Below are 14,326 nucleotides of genomic sequence, written 5' to 3' on the forward strand. Positions count from 1 at the left end.
GGGCGATTCCGCATGCGCAAAGGAAAGCCTGTGAACATTCGACGGTGGAGTGTCGGCGTGCTCGCCGCCTCCCTGCTCGTGCCCGGCCTCGCCGCCTGCAAGTCGGACACCGCCGAGTCGGCGGCCCCCGGCGGGTCCGCGTCGGCCGCTGCCCCCGCCGACCCCAAGGAGGCGTTGCTGGCCTCCACCCGGGAGATCGGCAAGGGCAACTTCACCTTCACCGTCGTCGGCCACCAGTCGACCGGCAAGGGCCTGGTGCACAAGCCGAGCAACAGCGCCCAGTTCACGATGACGTTCGACGACGGCACCGGCGACGTGTCGATGGACGTGGACTTCATCTACATCGAGAAGGAGAGCTGGGTCAAGCTGGACCTCGGCGGCAAGATGTTCGAGGCTCTGGGCGCCGACAAGAACAAGGGCAAGTACCAGCACCTCGACCAGTCCAAGATCGAGGGCGCCAAGGGGCTCCAGCTCAACGCCGAGACGCTCGACCCGTCCGACAGCGCGGCGCTGATCAAGGGCGTCACCGAGGTGCGGCGCACCGGTGAGGGCAGCTTCGCCGGCACGATCGACATCACCGGGGCCACCGAGTCGGCCGCCCTCGACGAGGAGGTCGTCGAGGCGCTCGCCGCGCAGGCCAAGGCGCTGCCGTTCACGGCCAAGGTCGACGCGCAGGGCCGGCTCACCGAGATCGCCATCGCGGTCCCGGCCGCCGGTGAGGCCGAGGCCCACGAGGTGAAGATCACGTACGCCGACTACGGCAGCGCCACCGCCGCCCAGAAGCCGCCGGCGAGCAAGGTGGTCGAGGCCTCCGAGCAGACGTACGAGATGTTCAAGTAGGTCGTCACGACCGGGACGGGGCGGCCTCGGCCGCCCCGTTTCCGCATGTCGGGGGCCTGTTTCGGCCGGTCCGCGTGCGGCTGCGGCGGGGATCGGGCGGCGGTGGCGGGCCCGCCCCGCGGTCACCCGGCCGGGGCAACCGGACAGAACGGTGATTGTGCGACGCGGCGGCAGGGAACAACAGAGCAGCGGACTCGCCCGGCCGACTCCGGCGGGCCCGCGCGGCGTGGCCGACAGTGCTGCCGCGTCGCCCGGTTTCCGGCCGCCGCCAGGTGCGTCGGGTGACCCCCTTGGGAGACACAGATGACTGTTCGACGACTGGGTGCCGGCCTGGTGGCCGCCGCGCTCTTCACTCCCGGTCTCGCCGCCTGCAACGCCACCGGGACCCCATCGGCGGGCTCGTCCGCCACCCCGACCGTCTCGGCGTCGGGCACCGCCTCCGGTGCCGCGTCCCCGGCGGCCGGTGACGCCAAGCAGGCGCTGCTGAACTCCACCCGCGAGATCAGCAACGGCAACTTCCGGTTCACCATGTCCGGCGCCGGCTCCACGGCGGAGGGGCAGGTGCACGAGCCGAGCCAGAGTGCCGAGATGCGGGTGACCGTCGGCGCACCGACCGACGACCTGTTCATGAAGCTCGACCTCATCCACGCCCGGCCGGACAGCTGGGTCAAGCTGGAGCTGGGCGGGAAGACCGCCGGCAGCCTGCCGGCCGTGCAGAAGCTCAACCTGGGCAAGTACCAGCACCTCGACCAGACCCGGATCAAGGGCAACCGCAATCTCGGCTTCGACTTCGACAAGCTCGACCCGGCCGGCAGCGACGTGCTGACCCAGGGCATCACCGAGGTACGGCAGACCGGCGAGGGCAGCTACGCCGGCACCATCGACGTGTCGAAGGCCGCCGAGGCCGGCTCGATGGACCCCGGCGTGATCACCGCGCTCGGCGCGCAGGCCAAGTCGGTGCCGTTCACCGCGCGGCTCGACCCGCAGGGCCGGCTCAGCGAGCTGGTGGTGCAGATCCCGGCCGCCGGCCAGAACAAGGCGCAGGACGTCCGCATCACCTACTCCGACTACGGCAACGCCACCGCCGCGCAGAAGCCCCCGGCGGACCAGGTGGTCGAGGCGCCGCAGGAGCTGTACAACCTCTTCAACTGAGCTGGCCGCGCGGTCGTGGTGGGCTGAGCGCCGCCCACCACGACCGGCGCGCCGGTCACTCGGCGGGCTGGCGGGCGGCGTCGATGCGGGCCCGGGCGCCGTCGAGCCAGCGCTGGCAGATCACCGCGAGCGCCTCGCCGCGCTCCCAGAGCGCCAGCGACTCCTCCAGCGAGGTGCCGCCGGCCTCCAGCCGCTCGACCACCGACGCCAACTCGGCGCGGGCCTGCTCGTAGCTGAGCCGCTCGTCGTTCTTCTCGTCAGTCATCGCTGCCATCCCACCACATCGTGCTTCCGGCCCCGGTCAGCCGTCGACCGTCGCGGCCAGCTCGCCCTCGGCGAGCCGGACCCGCAGCGGGTCACCCTTGCCCACCTCGGACGCGGCGCGTACCACGTGGCCGTCGGCGCGCTGGACGATCGCGTACCCCCGGTCGAGGGTGGCGGCCGGGGAGAGGGCGCGCAGCCGGGCCAGGGTGTGCCGCAGGTCGTCGGTGGCGGCGGCGAGCCGATGCTCCAGGCAGCGCCCGGCGCGCTGGCGCAGGGCGGTCACCTCGGTGGCCCGCTGCTCGACCATCACCTCGGGTCGGGCCAGCACCGGGCGGGAGCGCAGCCCGTCGAGCCGGTGCGACTCGCGGTCGACCAGGTTGCGTACCGCCCGTTCCAGCCGGTGCCGGGCCTGGCCGATGAGGCGTACCTCCTCGGCGAGGTCGGGGACGACCCGCTTGGCCGCGTCGGTCGGGGTGGAGGCGCGCAGGTCGGCGACGTAGTCGACCAGCGGCGCGTCGGTCTCGTGGCCGATCGCGCTGACCACCGGCGTACGGCAGGCGAAGACGGCCCGGCAGAGCGCCTCGTCGGAGAAGGGGAGCAGGTCCTCGATGCTGCCGCCGCCCCGGGCGAGGATGATCACGTCGATGGTCGGGTCGGCGTCCAGCACCCTGAGCGCGTCGACGATCTGCGGGACGGCGCTCGGCCCCTGCACGGCCACGTTGACGGTGCGGAACTCCACCGCCGGCCAGCGCCGCCGGGCGTTGGTCAGCACGTCCCGCTCGGCGGCCGAGGCGCGGCCGGTGATCAGCCCGATCCGGTTGGGCAGGAACGGCGGGCGGCGCTTGCGGGCCCGGTCGAAGAGCCCCTCGGCGGCGAGCAGCTTCTTGAGCTTCTCCAGCCGAGCCAGCAGCTCGCCGAGGCCGACCTGCCGGATCTCGTCGGCGCGCAGGCTCAACGTGCCCCGGGCGGCGTAGAACTCGGGCTTGGCGTGCAGCACCACCCGGGCCCCCTCGCGCAGCTCGGGCGCGCCGGCGTCGAGGACGTCGCGGTTGGTGGTGACGGTCAGGCTCAGGTCGGCCGACGGGTCCCGCAGGGTGAGGAAGACGGTGGTGGCGCCGGGGCGGCGGCTGATCTGGGCCACCTGCCCGTCCACCCACACCCACCCCAGCCGGGCGATCCACTGACCGACCTTCTGGCTCACCACCCGGACCGGCCACGGCTCCTCGGAGCTGCTCTTCCCGGCCACCTCGCCCGCGTTCACCCGCCCACCCTACGGCCCACCCCCGACCATCCCCGCGTTGATCATGAGGTTGGCGGCGGTGTCGATCTCGGGACGTGCCGCCAACCTCATGATCACCGGTGGGGGGCGGGGGTGGGGTGGGGTCGCGGGGCGGGTGGGTGGGTGGGGTGGCACGTAGGATGGGCGGGTGACTCAGGCTGAAGCGACTTCCCGGACCGGCAAGCGCGTGCTCCTGGCCAAGCCCCGGGGCTACTGCGCGGGCGTCGACCGCGCGGTGCAGACCGTGGAGGAGGCGCTCAAGCTCTACGGTGCCCCGATCTACGTACGCAAGCAGATCGTGCACAACAAGCACGTGGTGCGCACCCTGGAGGCCAAGGGCGCGATCTTCGTGGAGGAGAACGAGGAGGTGCCGGAGGGCGCCACCGTCATCTTCTCCGCGCACGGCGTCGCCCCCGAGGTCTACGAGCAGGCCAAGGCGCGCTCGCTGAAGGCGATCGACGCGACCTGCCCGCTGGTCACCAAGGTGCACCAGGAGGCCAAGCGGTTCGCCGCCGAGGACTACGACATCCTGCTGATCGGGCACGAGGGGCACGAAGAGGTCATCGGCACCTCCGGTGAGGCTCCCGAGCACATCCAGCTGGTCGACGGCCCGGAGGACGCTGACAAGATCACCGTCCGCGACCCGAACAAGGTCGTCTGGCTCTCCCAGACCACCCTGTCGGTCGACGAGACGCTGGAGACGGTGGCCCGGCTGAAGAAGCGGCTGCCGATGCTCCAGTCGCCGCCCAGCGACGACATCTGCTACGCCACCTCGAACCGGCAGCACGTGGTCAAGGAGATCGCCCCGGACTGCGACGTGGTGATCGTGGTCGGCTCGCGCAACTCCTCCAACTCCGTACGCCTGGTCGAGGTGGCCCTGGACGCCGGCGCGCGCGCCGGTCACCTGGTCGACTTCGCCCACGAGATCGACGACGCGTGGCTGGCCGGGGCGCGGACGGTCGGGCTGACCTCCGGCGCCAGCGTGCCCGACGAGCTGGTCCAGGAGGTGCTCACCCACCTCGCCGCGCGCGGCTTCACCGAGGTCGAGGAGGTGGTCACCGCCAACGAGCGGCTGACCTTCTCGCTGCCGCAGGAGCTCAAGCGCGACATGAAGGCCGCCGCGGCGGCCCGCGGCTGACGGCGGCGACCGCAGTGCGCGGCGACGCGGCCGTGGTGCGCGGCGACGCGGCCGTGGTGCGCGGCGACGCGGCCGCGGTGCGCGGCGAGGCGGCCGTGGTGCGCGGCGAGGCGCGGCGCGGACGGTCTGCCGCCCGGCCAGGCCGGGAACGGCGGCCGGCGCCGCTGCGTCCGATACGGGTATGAGGACCTTTCGGCTCGCCCTCTCCGCGCTGGTCGTCTGCGTGGCGCTGAGCGCCTGCGGCCAGGACGGCGGCGACGGCAGCTCCACCCCCAGCTCGACCGGGGCGCAGCCGGCGACCAGCCCGCCCGCCCCGACGCCGCCGAGCCCCAGCCCGTCGCCGAGCACCCGGGTCCCGGACGACCCGGTCGACCCGACGATTCCCGACCCGCCGCTGGGCACCAAGCGCCCGGGCGGGCCGACCCTGCCACCCCCGGTGGGCGGCACCACGCTGACCGGCACGGTCGCCGCCGGGGTGGAGCCCAACTGCCTGCTGCTCGACGGCTACCTGCTGATCGGCGGGCCGCGTGACGTGCTGGCGGTGGGCGCGAAGGTGAGCGTCACCGGCCGGGCCCAGCCCGGCATGATGACCACCTGCCAGCAGGGCATCCCGTTCCTGGTCGAATCCGCCCGCCGCGGCTGACGCCCGGCCGGCCGCGCGCTGCGGCGGGCCCGCGCCTCGGCCCGCCCCCGCCGCGGTCCGTCCGTGCGCCGCGGTCCGTCCGTGCGACGCGGCCCGTCCGTGCGACGCGGCCCGTCCGTGCGACGCGGCCCGTCCGTGCGACGCGGCCCGTCCGTGCGACGCGGCCCGTCCGCGCCCTCCGCCTGCGGGCGGGCACGCACTGCGGTCCGTCGTGGCCGGGCGCTCGGGGACGAGGTCGTCAGTCCAGCGCGGCGCGGTGCGGCGGGATCTCGGCGTCGGCGGTGTCGAGCAGCTCCGGCGCCTGCGGTTGGCGCGGTGCCAGCTCGATCTGCGCCGGGGCGGCCAGCTCCTGGTCGGAGACCCCCAGCTCGGCGAGCTTGCGGGCGCTGACCAGCACCCGCGCCTCCAGCGACCCCACCGCCCGGTTGTACGCCGTCACCGCGCCGCTCAGCGAGGCGCCGAGCTTGCCGACGTGGTCGCCCAGGGTGGACAGCCGGCCGTAGAGCTCGCGGGCCAGCGAGTGCACCGCCACCGCGTTGCGGGCCAGCGCCTCCTGCCGCCAGGAGTAGGCGACCGTACGCAGCAGCGCGACCAGGGTGGCCGGGGTGGCCAGCACCACGTTGCGGGCGAAGGCGTGCTCCAGCAGCGTGGGGTCGCGCTGGAGGGCCACGTCGAGGAAGGGGTCGGCGGGCACGAAGAGCACCACGAACTCGGGAGTGCTGTCGAACGCCGCCCAGTAGGACTTGGCGGCCAGCGCGTCGACGTGCGCCCGCAGGTGCTTCGCGTGCGCGTCGAGGTGGGTGTCGCGCCCGCGCTCGTCGCGCGCCTCCATCGCGGTCAGGTACGCGTCGAAGGGCGCCTTGGCGTCGACCACCACCGACCGGCCGCCGTGCAGGCGTACCACCAGGTCGGGGCGGACCCCCTGGTGGTCGGTGGCGGCGGTGACCTGCTCGGCGAAGTCGCAGTGCTCCAGCATCCCGGCCGCCTCGACGATCCGGCGCAGCTGGTGCTCGCCCCAGCGGCCGCGTACCTGGGGTGCCCGCAGCGCCGCCACCAGCTGCTTGGTCTCGGTGCGCAGCTCGCCCGAGACGGTGCTCATCGCGCGGACCTGCTCGCGCAGCTCGGCGTAGGCGTCGACGCGGTCGCGCTCCAGCTTGGCGACCCGCTGCTCGTAGCGACGCAGCGTCTCGTGCAGCGGCGCGACCGCCCGGGCGACCGCCTCCTGGGACTGCGCGGTGGCCTCGTAGCTCAACGCCCGCATGGACTGCTCCAGCCGGCCCTCGCCCTCGCGGGTGGCGCGCAGCGTGGCGTCCAGCCGGGCGATCTCGGCGGCGGCGCGGGACCGGGCGGCGAGCCAGCCCAGGGCGCCACCGGCGGCGAGGCAGACGACCACCACGGCGAGCGTCGAGAAGTCCACCACCGGAGCTTGCCAGAAGAGTACGACGCGAGCGGCGCGGGTACCTTCGGGCCATGGAACTTCTGCTGGTGGTGATCCTGGTGGCACTGCTGCTGGGAGCGTTCCTGTGGTGGCGGCGGGAGACCGCGGCCCGGCAGGCGCGGGACCTGGCGGACGTGCGGGCCGACGCCCAGCGCTGGTACGAGCGCCTCGGCGGCCAGGTGATGAACCTGCACGGCGACGACCCGGCGGTCCGCCAGGCGCTGGTCGACGCCGGTGAGCGCTACAACGCCGCCGGCGGCCAGCTGGAGCAGGCCCGTACCGTCCAGCAGTACCGGCTGGCCCGGGAGACCGCGCTGGAGGGGCTCGCGTACGCGCGGGCGGCCCGGGTGGCGCTCGGCATCGACCCCGGTCCGGAGCTGCCCCCGCTGGCCGCCGCGGCGGGCGCCGGGCAGCTCACCCGGGAACGCCAGGTCGACGTGCAGGGGCAGACGTTCAAGGCGGGCCCGCAGCCGGGCCGGGACACGCCCTACTACTACCCGGGTGGGCGGTTCCAGGGCCGGCCGGTGCCGGCGGGCTGGTACTCCACCCCGTGGTGGAAGACGGCGCTGGGCGCCGGCGCCGGCGTGCTCGGCGGGGTGCTGATCGCCGACGCCCTCTTCTCGCCGGCCTTCGCCGATCCCGGCTACGGCTACGAGGCCGGTTACCAGGAGGGCTACGCCGACGGCGCCGACTACGGCGACCAGGGCGGCGACGTCGGCGGTGACCAGGCCGGTGACTTCGGTGGTGACTTCGGCGGCGGCGACTTCGGCGGCGGAGATTTCGGCGGCGGCGACTTCTGAGCGGTGCTCGCCCCGGCGGTGCTGGCGACCGGGCGGCGGCTTCGGGGTTACGCCGGCGGCGGTCTCGCGCGGCCGGCGGACCCACCTTCGGGACGAGCGTGATACCTGAGAGGCATATTCATGACTCTCAGGTATCAGGCTCGCGGGCAGGCGGCTGCCAGCGCCGTCTCGTGCCTCCGACGAGCCGGACTCAGCCGGGGCCGGGCCCGGTCGGCTGAGGCGTCTGAAGGGCGGGAACCGCCGGCGGGCGTCCGGGCGGGGCGGCCCGACCGGCCGGTCAGGGCTCAGCCGGTGTTGCGCATGCCGGCGGCGATGCCGTTGACAGTGGTGAGCAGGGCCCGCTCCAGGGCGGTCCCGTCGCTCGGGGCGCGCCGGCCACCGGGTGCGGTGGCCACCGCGCGGCCGGCGGCGCCGGAGTCGCGGTACTGGCGCAGCAGCGCCACCTGGAGGTGGTGCAGCGGCTCGAGGTAGGTGTCCCGCACGGCGAGGGTGCGCTGGAGCACCGGCGAGCCGTCCAGCAGCGCCGGGGACCCGGTCACCGCCAGCACCTCCTGCCGGGTCAGCTCGTACTCCTGCTCGATCTTGTGGAAGATCGGGTGCAGCTTCTTCGGCACCAGCGTCTCGACGTACCGGCGGGCGATGCTGAGGTCGGTCTTGGTCAACATCATCTCCACGTTCGACAGGAACGTGCGGAAGAAGTGCCAGTTGCGGTGCATCTCGGCCAGCACGTCCGCCCGGCCCTCGGCCCGCGCCGCGGCCAGTCCGGAGCCGACCCCGAACCAGCCCGGGACGATCTGCCGGGTCTGCGTCCAGCCGAACACCCACGGGATGGCCCGCAGCCCGGCCAGCCCGGCACCGGTGTTCGGGCGCTTCGCCGGGCGGGAGCCGATGTTCAGCGCGCCGAGCAGCTCGGTCGGCGTGGACGCCCAGAAGTACGCCGGCAGGTCCGGATCCTCGACCAGTGACCGGTACGACCGGAACGCCGCCCCGGAGACCAGCTCCATCGTCGCGTCCCAGCGTTCCAGCAGCTCGGCGGGCTGGCGCGGGGCGGTGTGCAGCAGCGTCGCCTGCAACACCGCGGCCAGGGTCAGCTCCAGGTTCTCCCGGGCCAGCGAGGGCAGCGTGTACTTGTCGGAGATGACCTCACCCTGCTCGGTGACCTTGATCGCGCCGTCCAGGGTGCCGTACGGCTGGGCGAGGATGGCCTCGTGCGTCGGCCCGCCGCCGCGACCCACCGTGCCGCCCCGGCCGTGGAAGAGCCGCAGGTGCACGCCGTGCCGGGCGGCCACGTCGCGCAGCGCGCGCTGGGCCCGGTGGATGGACCACTGGCTGGTGGTGATGCCCGCCTCCTTGTTGGAGTCGGAGTAGCCGAGCATGACCTCCTGCACATCGCCCCTGGCCGCCACCAGCGCCCGGTACGCCGGCAGCGAGAGCAGCTCGTCGAGCAGCTCGCCGCCGGCGTTGAGTTCCGCCGGGGTCTCCAGCAGTGGGACGAACCCGATCCGGGCGCGGCCGCTGTGCACGTCGACCAGCCCGGCCTCGCGGGCCAGCACCACCGCGGCGAGCACGTCGTCCACGCCGAGGGTCATCGAGATGATGTACGACTCGATGACCTCGTTGCCGAACCGGTCCTGCGCCTCGCGGATGGTGCCGAACACGTCGAACGTCTTGCGCGCCGCCTCGGTGAGCGGGGTGTCCAGGGTGGACAGCGGCCGGCGCCCGGCCAGCTCGTCGGCGAGCAGCTTGGTGCGCTCCAACCGGGTCAGCGAGGGGTAGTCGGAGACCTCGCCGACGGCCGCGTAGAGCTGGGCCAGCACCGCGTGGTGCGCCTCGGCGTGCTCCCGCACGTCCATGGTGGCCAGGTGCAGCCCGAACGCGGAGACCGTACGGATGGTGGAGGCGAGCCGGCCCACGGCGGTGAGCTGGCCGGAGTTGCGGGCCAGCGAGGCGCGCAGCAGCTCCAGGTCGGCGATCAGCTCGGCCGAGCCGCGGTAGTCCCGGCCCGGCACGTGCGCGGTGCCCTGCCGCAGCCGCTGCCGGGTGTTCGCCAGCTTGGCCTTCACGCAGCGGGCCTTGAGCCGGTAGGGCTCCTCGGCGTTGACCCGGCGGAACCGGGGCGCCACCTCGGGCAGCGCGTCCAGGTCGGCGGCGAGGCTGGCGGAGAGGTCCAGCGACACGCCGCGCAGCCGGCGGGAGACCGACACCTCGTTGATCAGGTGGTCCATCGCCTTCTCGGTGGCCGCGATGCCGTGCTCGTGCTGGATGGTCAGCACGTCGCGGGTCACCGTCGGGGTGACGAACGGGTTGCCGTCCCGGTCGCCGCCGATCCAGGTGCCGAAGGTCAGCGGCCGGGCGGTCGGCGAGGTCTCCACGCCGAGGGTGCGCAGCGTGTCGGCGAGGTCGTCGAGCACCTGCGGGGCGGCCTCGGCGTACAGGTCACGCAGGTAGTAGATGGCGTTGCGGGCCTCGTCGGTCGGGTCCGGCCGGTCCAGCCGCAGCTCGTCGGTCTGCCACATCAGGTCGAGCAGTTCGGCCAGCCGCCGGTTGGCCGGCCCCTCGTCGCTGGCCCCGTAGAGGATCGCGTTGGCCGTCTCGGCGTCCAGCTCGTCGGCGATCGCCCGCAGCTTGGACAGGATGGACCGGCGGGCCGCCTCGGTCGGGTGCGCGGTGAAGACCGGCCGGACCGCCAGCCGGCGGGCCGCCGCGGCGATCTCCTCGGCCGGCACCCCGCGTTCGGCGATCATCTTGGCCGCCTGGTCCAGCCAGCCGCCCTGGATCGCCCGGCGGCGGCGCAGGTCGCGGGCCCGGTGCACCTGCTCGGTGATGTTCGCCAGGTGGAAGTAGGTGGAGAAGGCGCGGGCCAGCTTGGTGCCGGTGGTGACGTCCAGGCTGCCGAGCCGGCGGGCCGCGGTCGGGGCGTCGGAGCGGACCTGGGCGCGGATCTCCTCGACCAGGTCGAGCAGCGGCCGGCCCTCCTGGCGGGCCAGGGTCTGGCCGAGCAGGGTGCCGAGGCGGCGGATGTCGGCCCGCAGGGCGGCGTCGGGGCCGTCGTGGTCGTGCTGGTCGGTCACGGTGCGCTCCTTACGCGAGTACGAAGGACAGCGCTGTCCGACTCCCTGGATCGTATCCGCGTGGCCCCGGTGCACAGGAGGGGGCCCGCGATCCGGGGCGCCGTCACTCCGCCCCGGCGGGCGCGGTCGGGCCCGGTCGGCGCGGGCTGGTACGGCCGCGGACCAGCGTCGCGGTGAGCAGTCCGGCCAGCCCGAGCACCGCCCAGAGGGCGAGCCCGGTCACCGCCCAGCCGGCCGAGCGGCGGTCGAAGTAGATCACCGACTTGAGCAGGTCGGTGGCGAGCTCGGGGATGTTCCAGCGGTGCATCCCGCGCAGCGGGTCGGGCAGGAACTCCGGGGCGTAGATCCCGCCGGAGCCGGGGTTGCCGAGCACCACCAGCAGCAGGATCACCAGCCCGGTGCCGAGCACCCCGAGCCAGCCCTGCACGGCCGAGGCGACCATCGCCGCCGCGAACGACGCGAGCATCCCGGTCAGCGCGATCGCTGCCAGGTCGTGGTCCCAGACGTCCAGCACCGGGCCGACGACCAGCGCGCCGGCCACCCCGAGCGCCACGCTGTGCCCGGCCAGCGCGGCGATCCGCAGCCCGGCCCGGCGCGGCCCGCGCGGCGCGGTGCCGGCGGAGATGCCGAGCACGGTCGCCGCGAGGTAGCCGCCGAGGACGAAGCCGACCGCGAGGTAGAACGGCACCAGCCCGCGCGGGTCGGTCGTCGCCACCGGCACCGCGTCGCTGACCCGCAACGGCAGCCGGGCCCGTTCGGCGGCGGTGCCGACCACCCGGGTCACCGTGTCGGTGGCGCTCGGCGCGGCGGCGCTGGCCGTGGTCAGCAGCAGCCCGCCCTCGGGGGTCGAGGTGAGCACCGCGTACACCTCGCGGCCGGTCAGGCCGTCCTCGGCGGCGCCCGGGTCGTCGTACTCGACCGGTTTGATCGCTGTCGTCTCGCCGCGCACCGCGGCGAGGACCGCCTGCGCGCGCTGGTCGCCGAGGACCACCCCGACCGGCACGTCGCGGGGGGTCGGCCGGTGCAGCGCGCCCACGTAGGCGGCGATGAACGCGGTGGCCAGCAGCAGGGTGCCGAGCAGCAGCCCGACGGTGCGGGGCAGCCAGTCGCGTACCCGTAGCTCAGCCGCCTCGCCCACGCCGTCAGCCTAGGTGGGATTTCACCCGGTTCATGCGGCTTCGCCGGTCGGAAATCGTTCGACCGACCCGTTAGCGTTCGATCATGGTGTCGCTGAGCTATCCGCCCAAGCCCCGGCCCGGCGACCGGGTCGCGGTGGTCTCACCCTCCGCCGGTCTGCCGGGTCTCTTCCCCGAGGTGTACGAGCTGGGCCTGCGCCGGCTGCGCGAGGAACTCGGCCTGGAACCGGTGGAGTACCCGACCACCCGGGTGATGGGCGCCGACCCGCGCGACCGGGCCCGGGACCTCACCGCCGCCTTCGCCGACCCGTCGGTCACCGCCGTGCTCGCCACCGTCGGCGGCGACGACCAGATCACCGTCACCCCGTACCTGGACGACGCGGTGCTGCGGGCCAACCCGAAGCCCTTCTTCGGCTACTCGGACAACACCAACGTGCTCAACCACCTGCACCGGCTGGGCATCGTCGGCTACCACGGCGGGTCGGTGCTGGTGCACCTCGGCCGCCCCGGCTCGCCGCACCCGCTGACCGTCGACTCGCTGCGCGCCGCTCTGTTCACCCCGGGCTGGTACGAGCTGACCCCCGCGACGGAGTGGGGCGACCAGCCCAACGACTGGCGCGACCCGGCCTCGCTGGCGGACGAGCCGCTGATGTTCCCGGGCGCCGGTTGGGCCTGGCAGGGGCCCGAGCGGGTGGTCGAGGGACGCACCTGGGGCGGCAACCTGGAGATCCTGCACTGGCTGCTCGCCGCCGACCGGGTCGCCCCGGCCGCCGAGTTGGCCGGCTCGGTCCTCCTGATCGAGACCTCCGAGGAACTGCCCTCGGACACCGAGGTCTACCGGATCCTGCGCAACCTCGGCGAGCGCGGGCTGCTGGCCACCTTCCCGGCCGCCGTGGTCGGCCGGGCCAAGGCCTGGGACTTCGACCGGCCGCACACCCCCGAGCAACGGCAGGCGTACGCGGCGGCGCAGCGGGCGGCGGTGACTCGGGCGTTCGCCGAGTACGCGCCGGACGCGGTGCTGGTATTCGACGTCGACCTGGGCCACACCGACCCGCAGCTGATCGTCCCGTACGGCGGCGAGATCCGCGTCGACGCCGTCGAACGCCGCATCAGCGTCCGCTACTGACCACCGCGGCGCTGGCCCACCGCTCCGGACGTCTGCTCCGCCGGCTCGCTCCGGCCGCGCCCGGGGCGCCACCCGCGGCGAGATTCACTCCAGATCGGCGATATGGCGGTATCCAGGCGCGGCGGATACCGCCATATCCCCGACCTCGTGTGGATCTTGGTCTGCGGGTCAGCCCGCCTGCGGCGAGGCGGTCGCTCGGGCCGGTGGTCAGGCGTCGACCAGGGCGAAGGCGCGGACCGGGAAGGTGCCCATGCCGGCGACCCGCGGCGGGGCGGCGGTGAACCGGAAGCCCTCCGGCGGCAGGTCGCCCAGGCCGGTCAGGTGCTCCACGATCGGGATGCCGGCGGCGAGCAGGGTGCTGTGCGCGGGGCGCTCGCCGCCGGCCGCCGGGCTCATGTCGTCGATGTTGATCGAGTCGATGCCGACCAGCGCGGCGCCCGCCTCGGCCAGTGCCCGCGCGGCGTCCCCGGTCAGGTGGGGCGCCTCCGGCGCGCCGTACCGGTCGGTGCCGAAGTGCGCGTCCCAGCCGGTGTGCAGCAGCACCGCCCGCCCGGCGACGTCGTACGGGGCCAGCATCAGCCGGTCGATCGCCCGGGTGCCGGCGGGCACCCGGACCACGAGGCCGGGCAGGTCGGCGAGGCGGTCCAGCGGCACGCCGGACAGGTCGACCCCGTCGGCCCAGCGGTGCGCGGGAGAATCCAGGTAGGTGCCGGTGTTGGCGATCATGTCGATCCGGGCCACCCGGAACTCGGTGCCCGGCGCGTAGTTCGCCCGGGACGCCGCGAAGGTCAGCCAGTCACCGATCCGCGGCGCCGGCCAGCCGGGCAGGGTGACCATTCCGTCGCTGATGACGTGGCTCAGCTCCACCAGCCGCCGCCCGGCGCCGGCCGTCCCACCGGTGGAGGCGGCCACGCCGCGGCCGCCCTTGTGCGGCTCCTGGATGATCGTCTTGTTGCTGATCCGGACCTCGGCGACCATCAGCAGCCCGAGGTGCCGCACCAGGAGCGCGCCCAGGTCGGCGTCGCTGATCTCCCGGCCCGGGATGTCCAGCCGGAACCCCTCTGTCCGCAGCCCGCCGCCGTTGGCGAAGCTCACCTCCGCGTCGAACTGCGCCCGCCACTCCTCATCCATGGCAAAACCTGATCATGAAGCCGCCAACCGGTCAAGCTCCCCCTGGCCGCGTTCCCGGCCTGCCCGGTGCCGCCCGGCGGTCAAGATCGCGTTCGACCCGGGCGGCGTCCAGTGGTCAAGATCGCGTCTGACCGGGCTGCGCCCGAAGGTCAAGATCGCGCAACTTCCCGGATCTAGTGGCCTCGCGGCGTGTCGAACACCCCTACATCCAGGATCGAGCACGATCTTGGCGCGGGGCGCGGGGCGCGGGGCGCGGGGCGCGGGGCGCGGGGCGCGGGGCGCGGGGCGCGGGGCGCGGGGCGCGGGGC

12 protein-coding genes are annotated in these 14,326 nt (G+C 74.2%); 6 read left to right on the plus strand and 6 right to left on the minus strand.

Annotated elements, in window-relative coordinates; genetic code table 11:
• Window positions 1-30 precede the first annotated feature (30 nt).
• Window positions 31-840 (plus strand): hypothetical protein, encoded by an 810-nt coding sequence (locus SM577_RS15030; protein WP_302918217.1) that lies wholly within the window; start codon window positions 31-33, stop codon window positions 838-840.
• A gap of 303 nt (window positions 841-1,143) precedes the next feature.
• A complete protein-coding gene (locus SM577_RS15035) occupies window positions 1,144-1,992 on the plus strand; it encodes a hypothetical protein (protein WP_474581090.1) in 849 nt (282 codons plus the stop codon).
• Window positions 1,993-2,047: 55 nt separating this feature from the next.
• Here SM577_RS15035 and SM577_RS15040 read toward each other — a convergent pair whose 3' ends face one another.
• Window positions 2,048-2,257 (minus strand): exodeoxyribonuclease VII small subunit, encoded by a 210-nt coding sequence (locus SM577_RS15040; protein WP_167181668.1) that lies wholly within the window; start codon window positions 2,255-2,257, stop codon window positions 2,048-2,050.
• 36 nt (window positions 2,258-2,293) lie between these two features.
• Window positions 2,294-3,517, minus strand: a complete 1,224-nt coding sequence (gene xseA / locus SM577_RS15045; protein WP_474587130.1) for an exodeoxyribonuclease VII large subunit — start codon at window positions 3,515-3,517, stop codon at window positions 2,294-2,296.
• A gap of 166 nt (window positions 3,518-3,683) precedes the next feature.
• Between xseA and SM577_RS15050 the strand changes: the two genes are divergently transcribed.
• On the plus strand, window positions 3,684-4,673 hold the full coding sequence (locus SM577_RS15050; protein WP_474581088.1) for a 4-hydroxy-3-methylbut-2-enyl diphosphate reductase: 990 nt from the start codon (window positions 3,684-3,686) through the stop codon (window positions 4,671-4,673).
• A 181-nt stretch (window positions 4,674-4,854) separates the two neighbouring features.
• A complete protein-coding gene (locus tag SM577_RS15055; RefSeq protein WP_474587131.1) occupies window positions 4,855-5,316 on the plus strand; it encodes a hypothetical protein in 462 nt (153 codons plus the stop codon).
• Window positions 5,317-5,554: 238 nt separating this feature from the next.
• Here SM577_RS15055 and SM577_RS15060 read toward each other — a convergent pair whose 3' ends face one another.
• Window positions 5,555-6,733: a DNA recombination protein RmuC gene (locus SM577_RS15060; protein ID WP_474587132.1), complete on the minus strand. Its 1,179-nt coding sequence runs from the start codon at window positions 6,731-6,733 to the stop codon at window positions 5,555-5,557.
• Window positions 6,734-6,786: 53 nt separating this feature from the next.
• On the opposite strand from SM577_RS15060, the gene SM577_RS15065 reads away from it, so the two are divergent.
• Window positions 6,787-7,554 (plus strand): hypothetical protein, encoded by a 768-nt coding sequence (locus SM577_RS15065; protein ID WP_302918212.1) that lies wholly within the window; start codon window positions 6,787-6,789, stop codon window positions 7,552-7,554.
• 284 nt (window positions 7,555-7,838) lie between these two features.
• Here the strand turns inward: SM577_RS15065 and ppc are convergent, their stop codons facing one another.
• Both ppc and SM577_RS15075 read right to left on the minus strand, forming a co-directional pair.
• On the minus strand, window positions 7,839-10,625 hold the full coding sequence (gene ppc / locus SM577_RS15070; protein ID WP_302918211.1) for a phosphoenolpyruvate carboxylase: 2,787 nt from the start codon (window positions 10,623-10,625) through the stop codon (window positions 7,839-7,841).
• 103 nt (window positions 10,626-10,728) lie between these two features.
• Window positions 10,729-11,763: an ABC-2 transporter permease gene (locus SM577_RS15075; protein ID WP_474587133.1), complete on the minus strand. Its 1,035-nt coding sequence runs from the start codon at window positions 11,761-11,763 to the stop codon at window positions 10,729-10,731.
• 83 nt (window positions 11,764-11,846) lie between these two features.
• On the opposite strand from SM577_RS15075, the gene SM577_RS15080 reads away from it, so the two are divergent.
• Window positions 11,847-12,887: a S66 family peptidase gene (locus SM577_RS15080; RefSeq protein WP_302918209.1), complete on the plus strand. Its 1,041-nt coding sequence runs from the start codon at window positions 11,847-11,849 to the stop codon at window positions 12,885-12,887.
• Between the two features lie 207 nt (window positions 12,888-13,094).
• Here the strand turns inward: SM577_RS15080 and SM577_RS15085 are convergent, their stop codons facing one another.
• Window positions 13,095-14,018 (minus strand): cyclase family protein, encoded by a 924-nt coding sequence (locus tag SM577_RS15085; protein ID WP_302918208.1) that lies wholly within the window; start codon window positions 14,016-14,018, stop codon window positions 13,095-13,097.
• Between the last annotated feature and the right edge of the window lie 308 nt (window positions 14,019-14,326).

The sequence above is a fragment of the Micromonospora desertarenae genome, from assembly GCF_056150265.1.

What these genes read in the sequence shown, in the direction of transcription:
- SM577_RS15035 (WP_474581090.1), top strand. Translation starts at nt 1,144, where the DNA reads ATGACTGTTCGACGACTGGGTGCCGGCCTGGTGGCCGCCGCGCTCTTC.
- SM577_RS15065 (WP_302918212.1), top strand. Translation starts at nt 6,787, where the DNA reads ATGGAACTTCTGCTGGTGGTGATCCTGGTGGCACTGCTGCTGGGAGCG.
- SM577_RS15055 (WP_474587131.1), top strand. Translation starts at nt 4,855, where the DNA reads ATGAGGACCTTTCGGCTCGCCCTCTCCGCGCTGGTCGTCTGCGTGGCG.
- SM577_RS15040 (WP_167181668.1), bottom strand. Translation starts at nt 2,257, where the DNA reads ATGACTGACGAGAAGAACGACGAGCGGCTCAGCTACGAGCAGGCCCGC.
- SM577_RS15085 (WP_302918208.1), bottom strand. Translation starts at nt 14,018, where the DNA reads ATGGATGAGGAGTGGCGGGCGCAGTTCGACGCGGAGGTGAGCTTCGCC.
- SM577_RS15080 (WP_302918209.1), top strand. Translation starts at nt 11,847, where the DNA reads ATGGTGTCGCTGAGCTATCCGCCCAAGCCCCGGCCCGGCGACCGGGTC.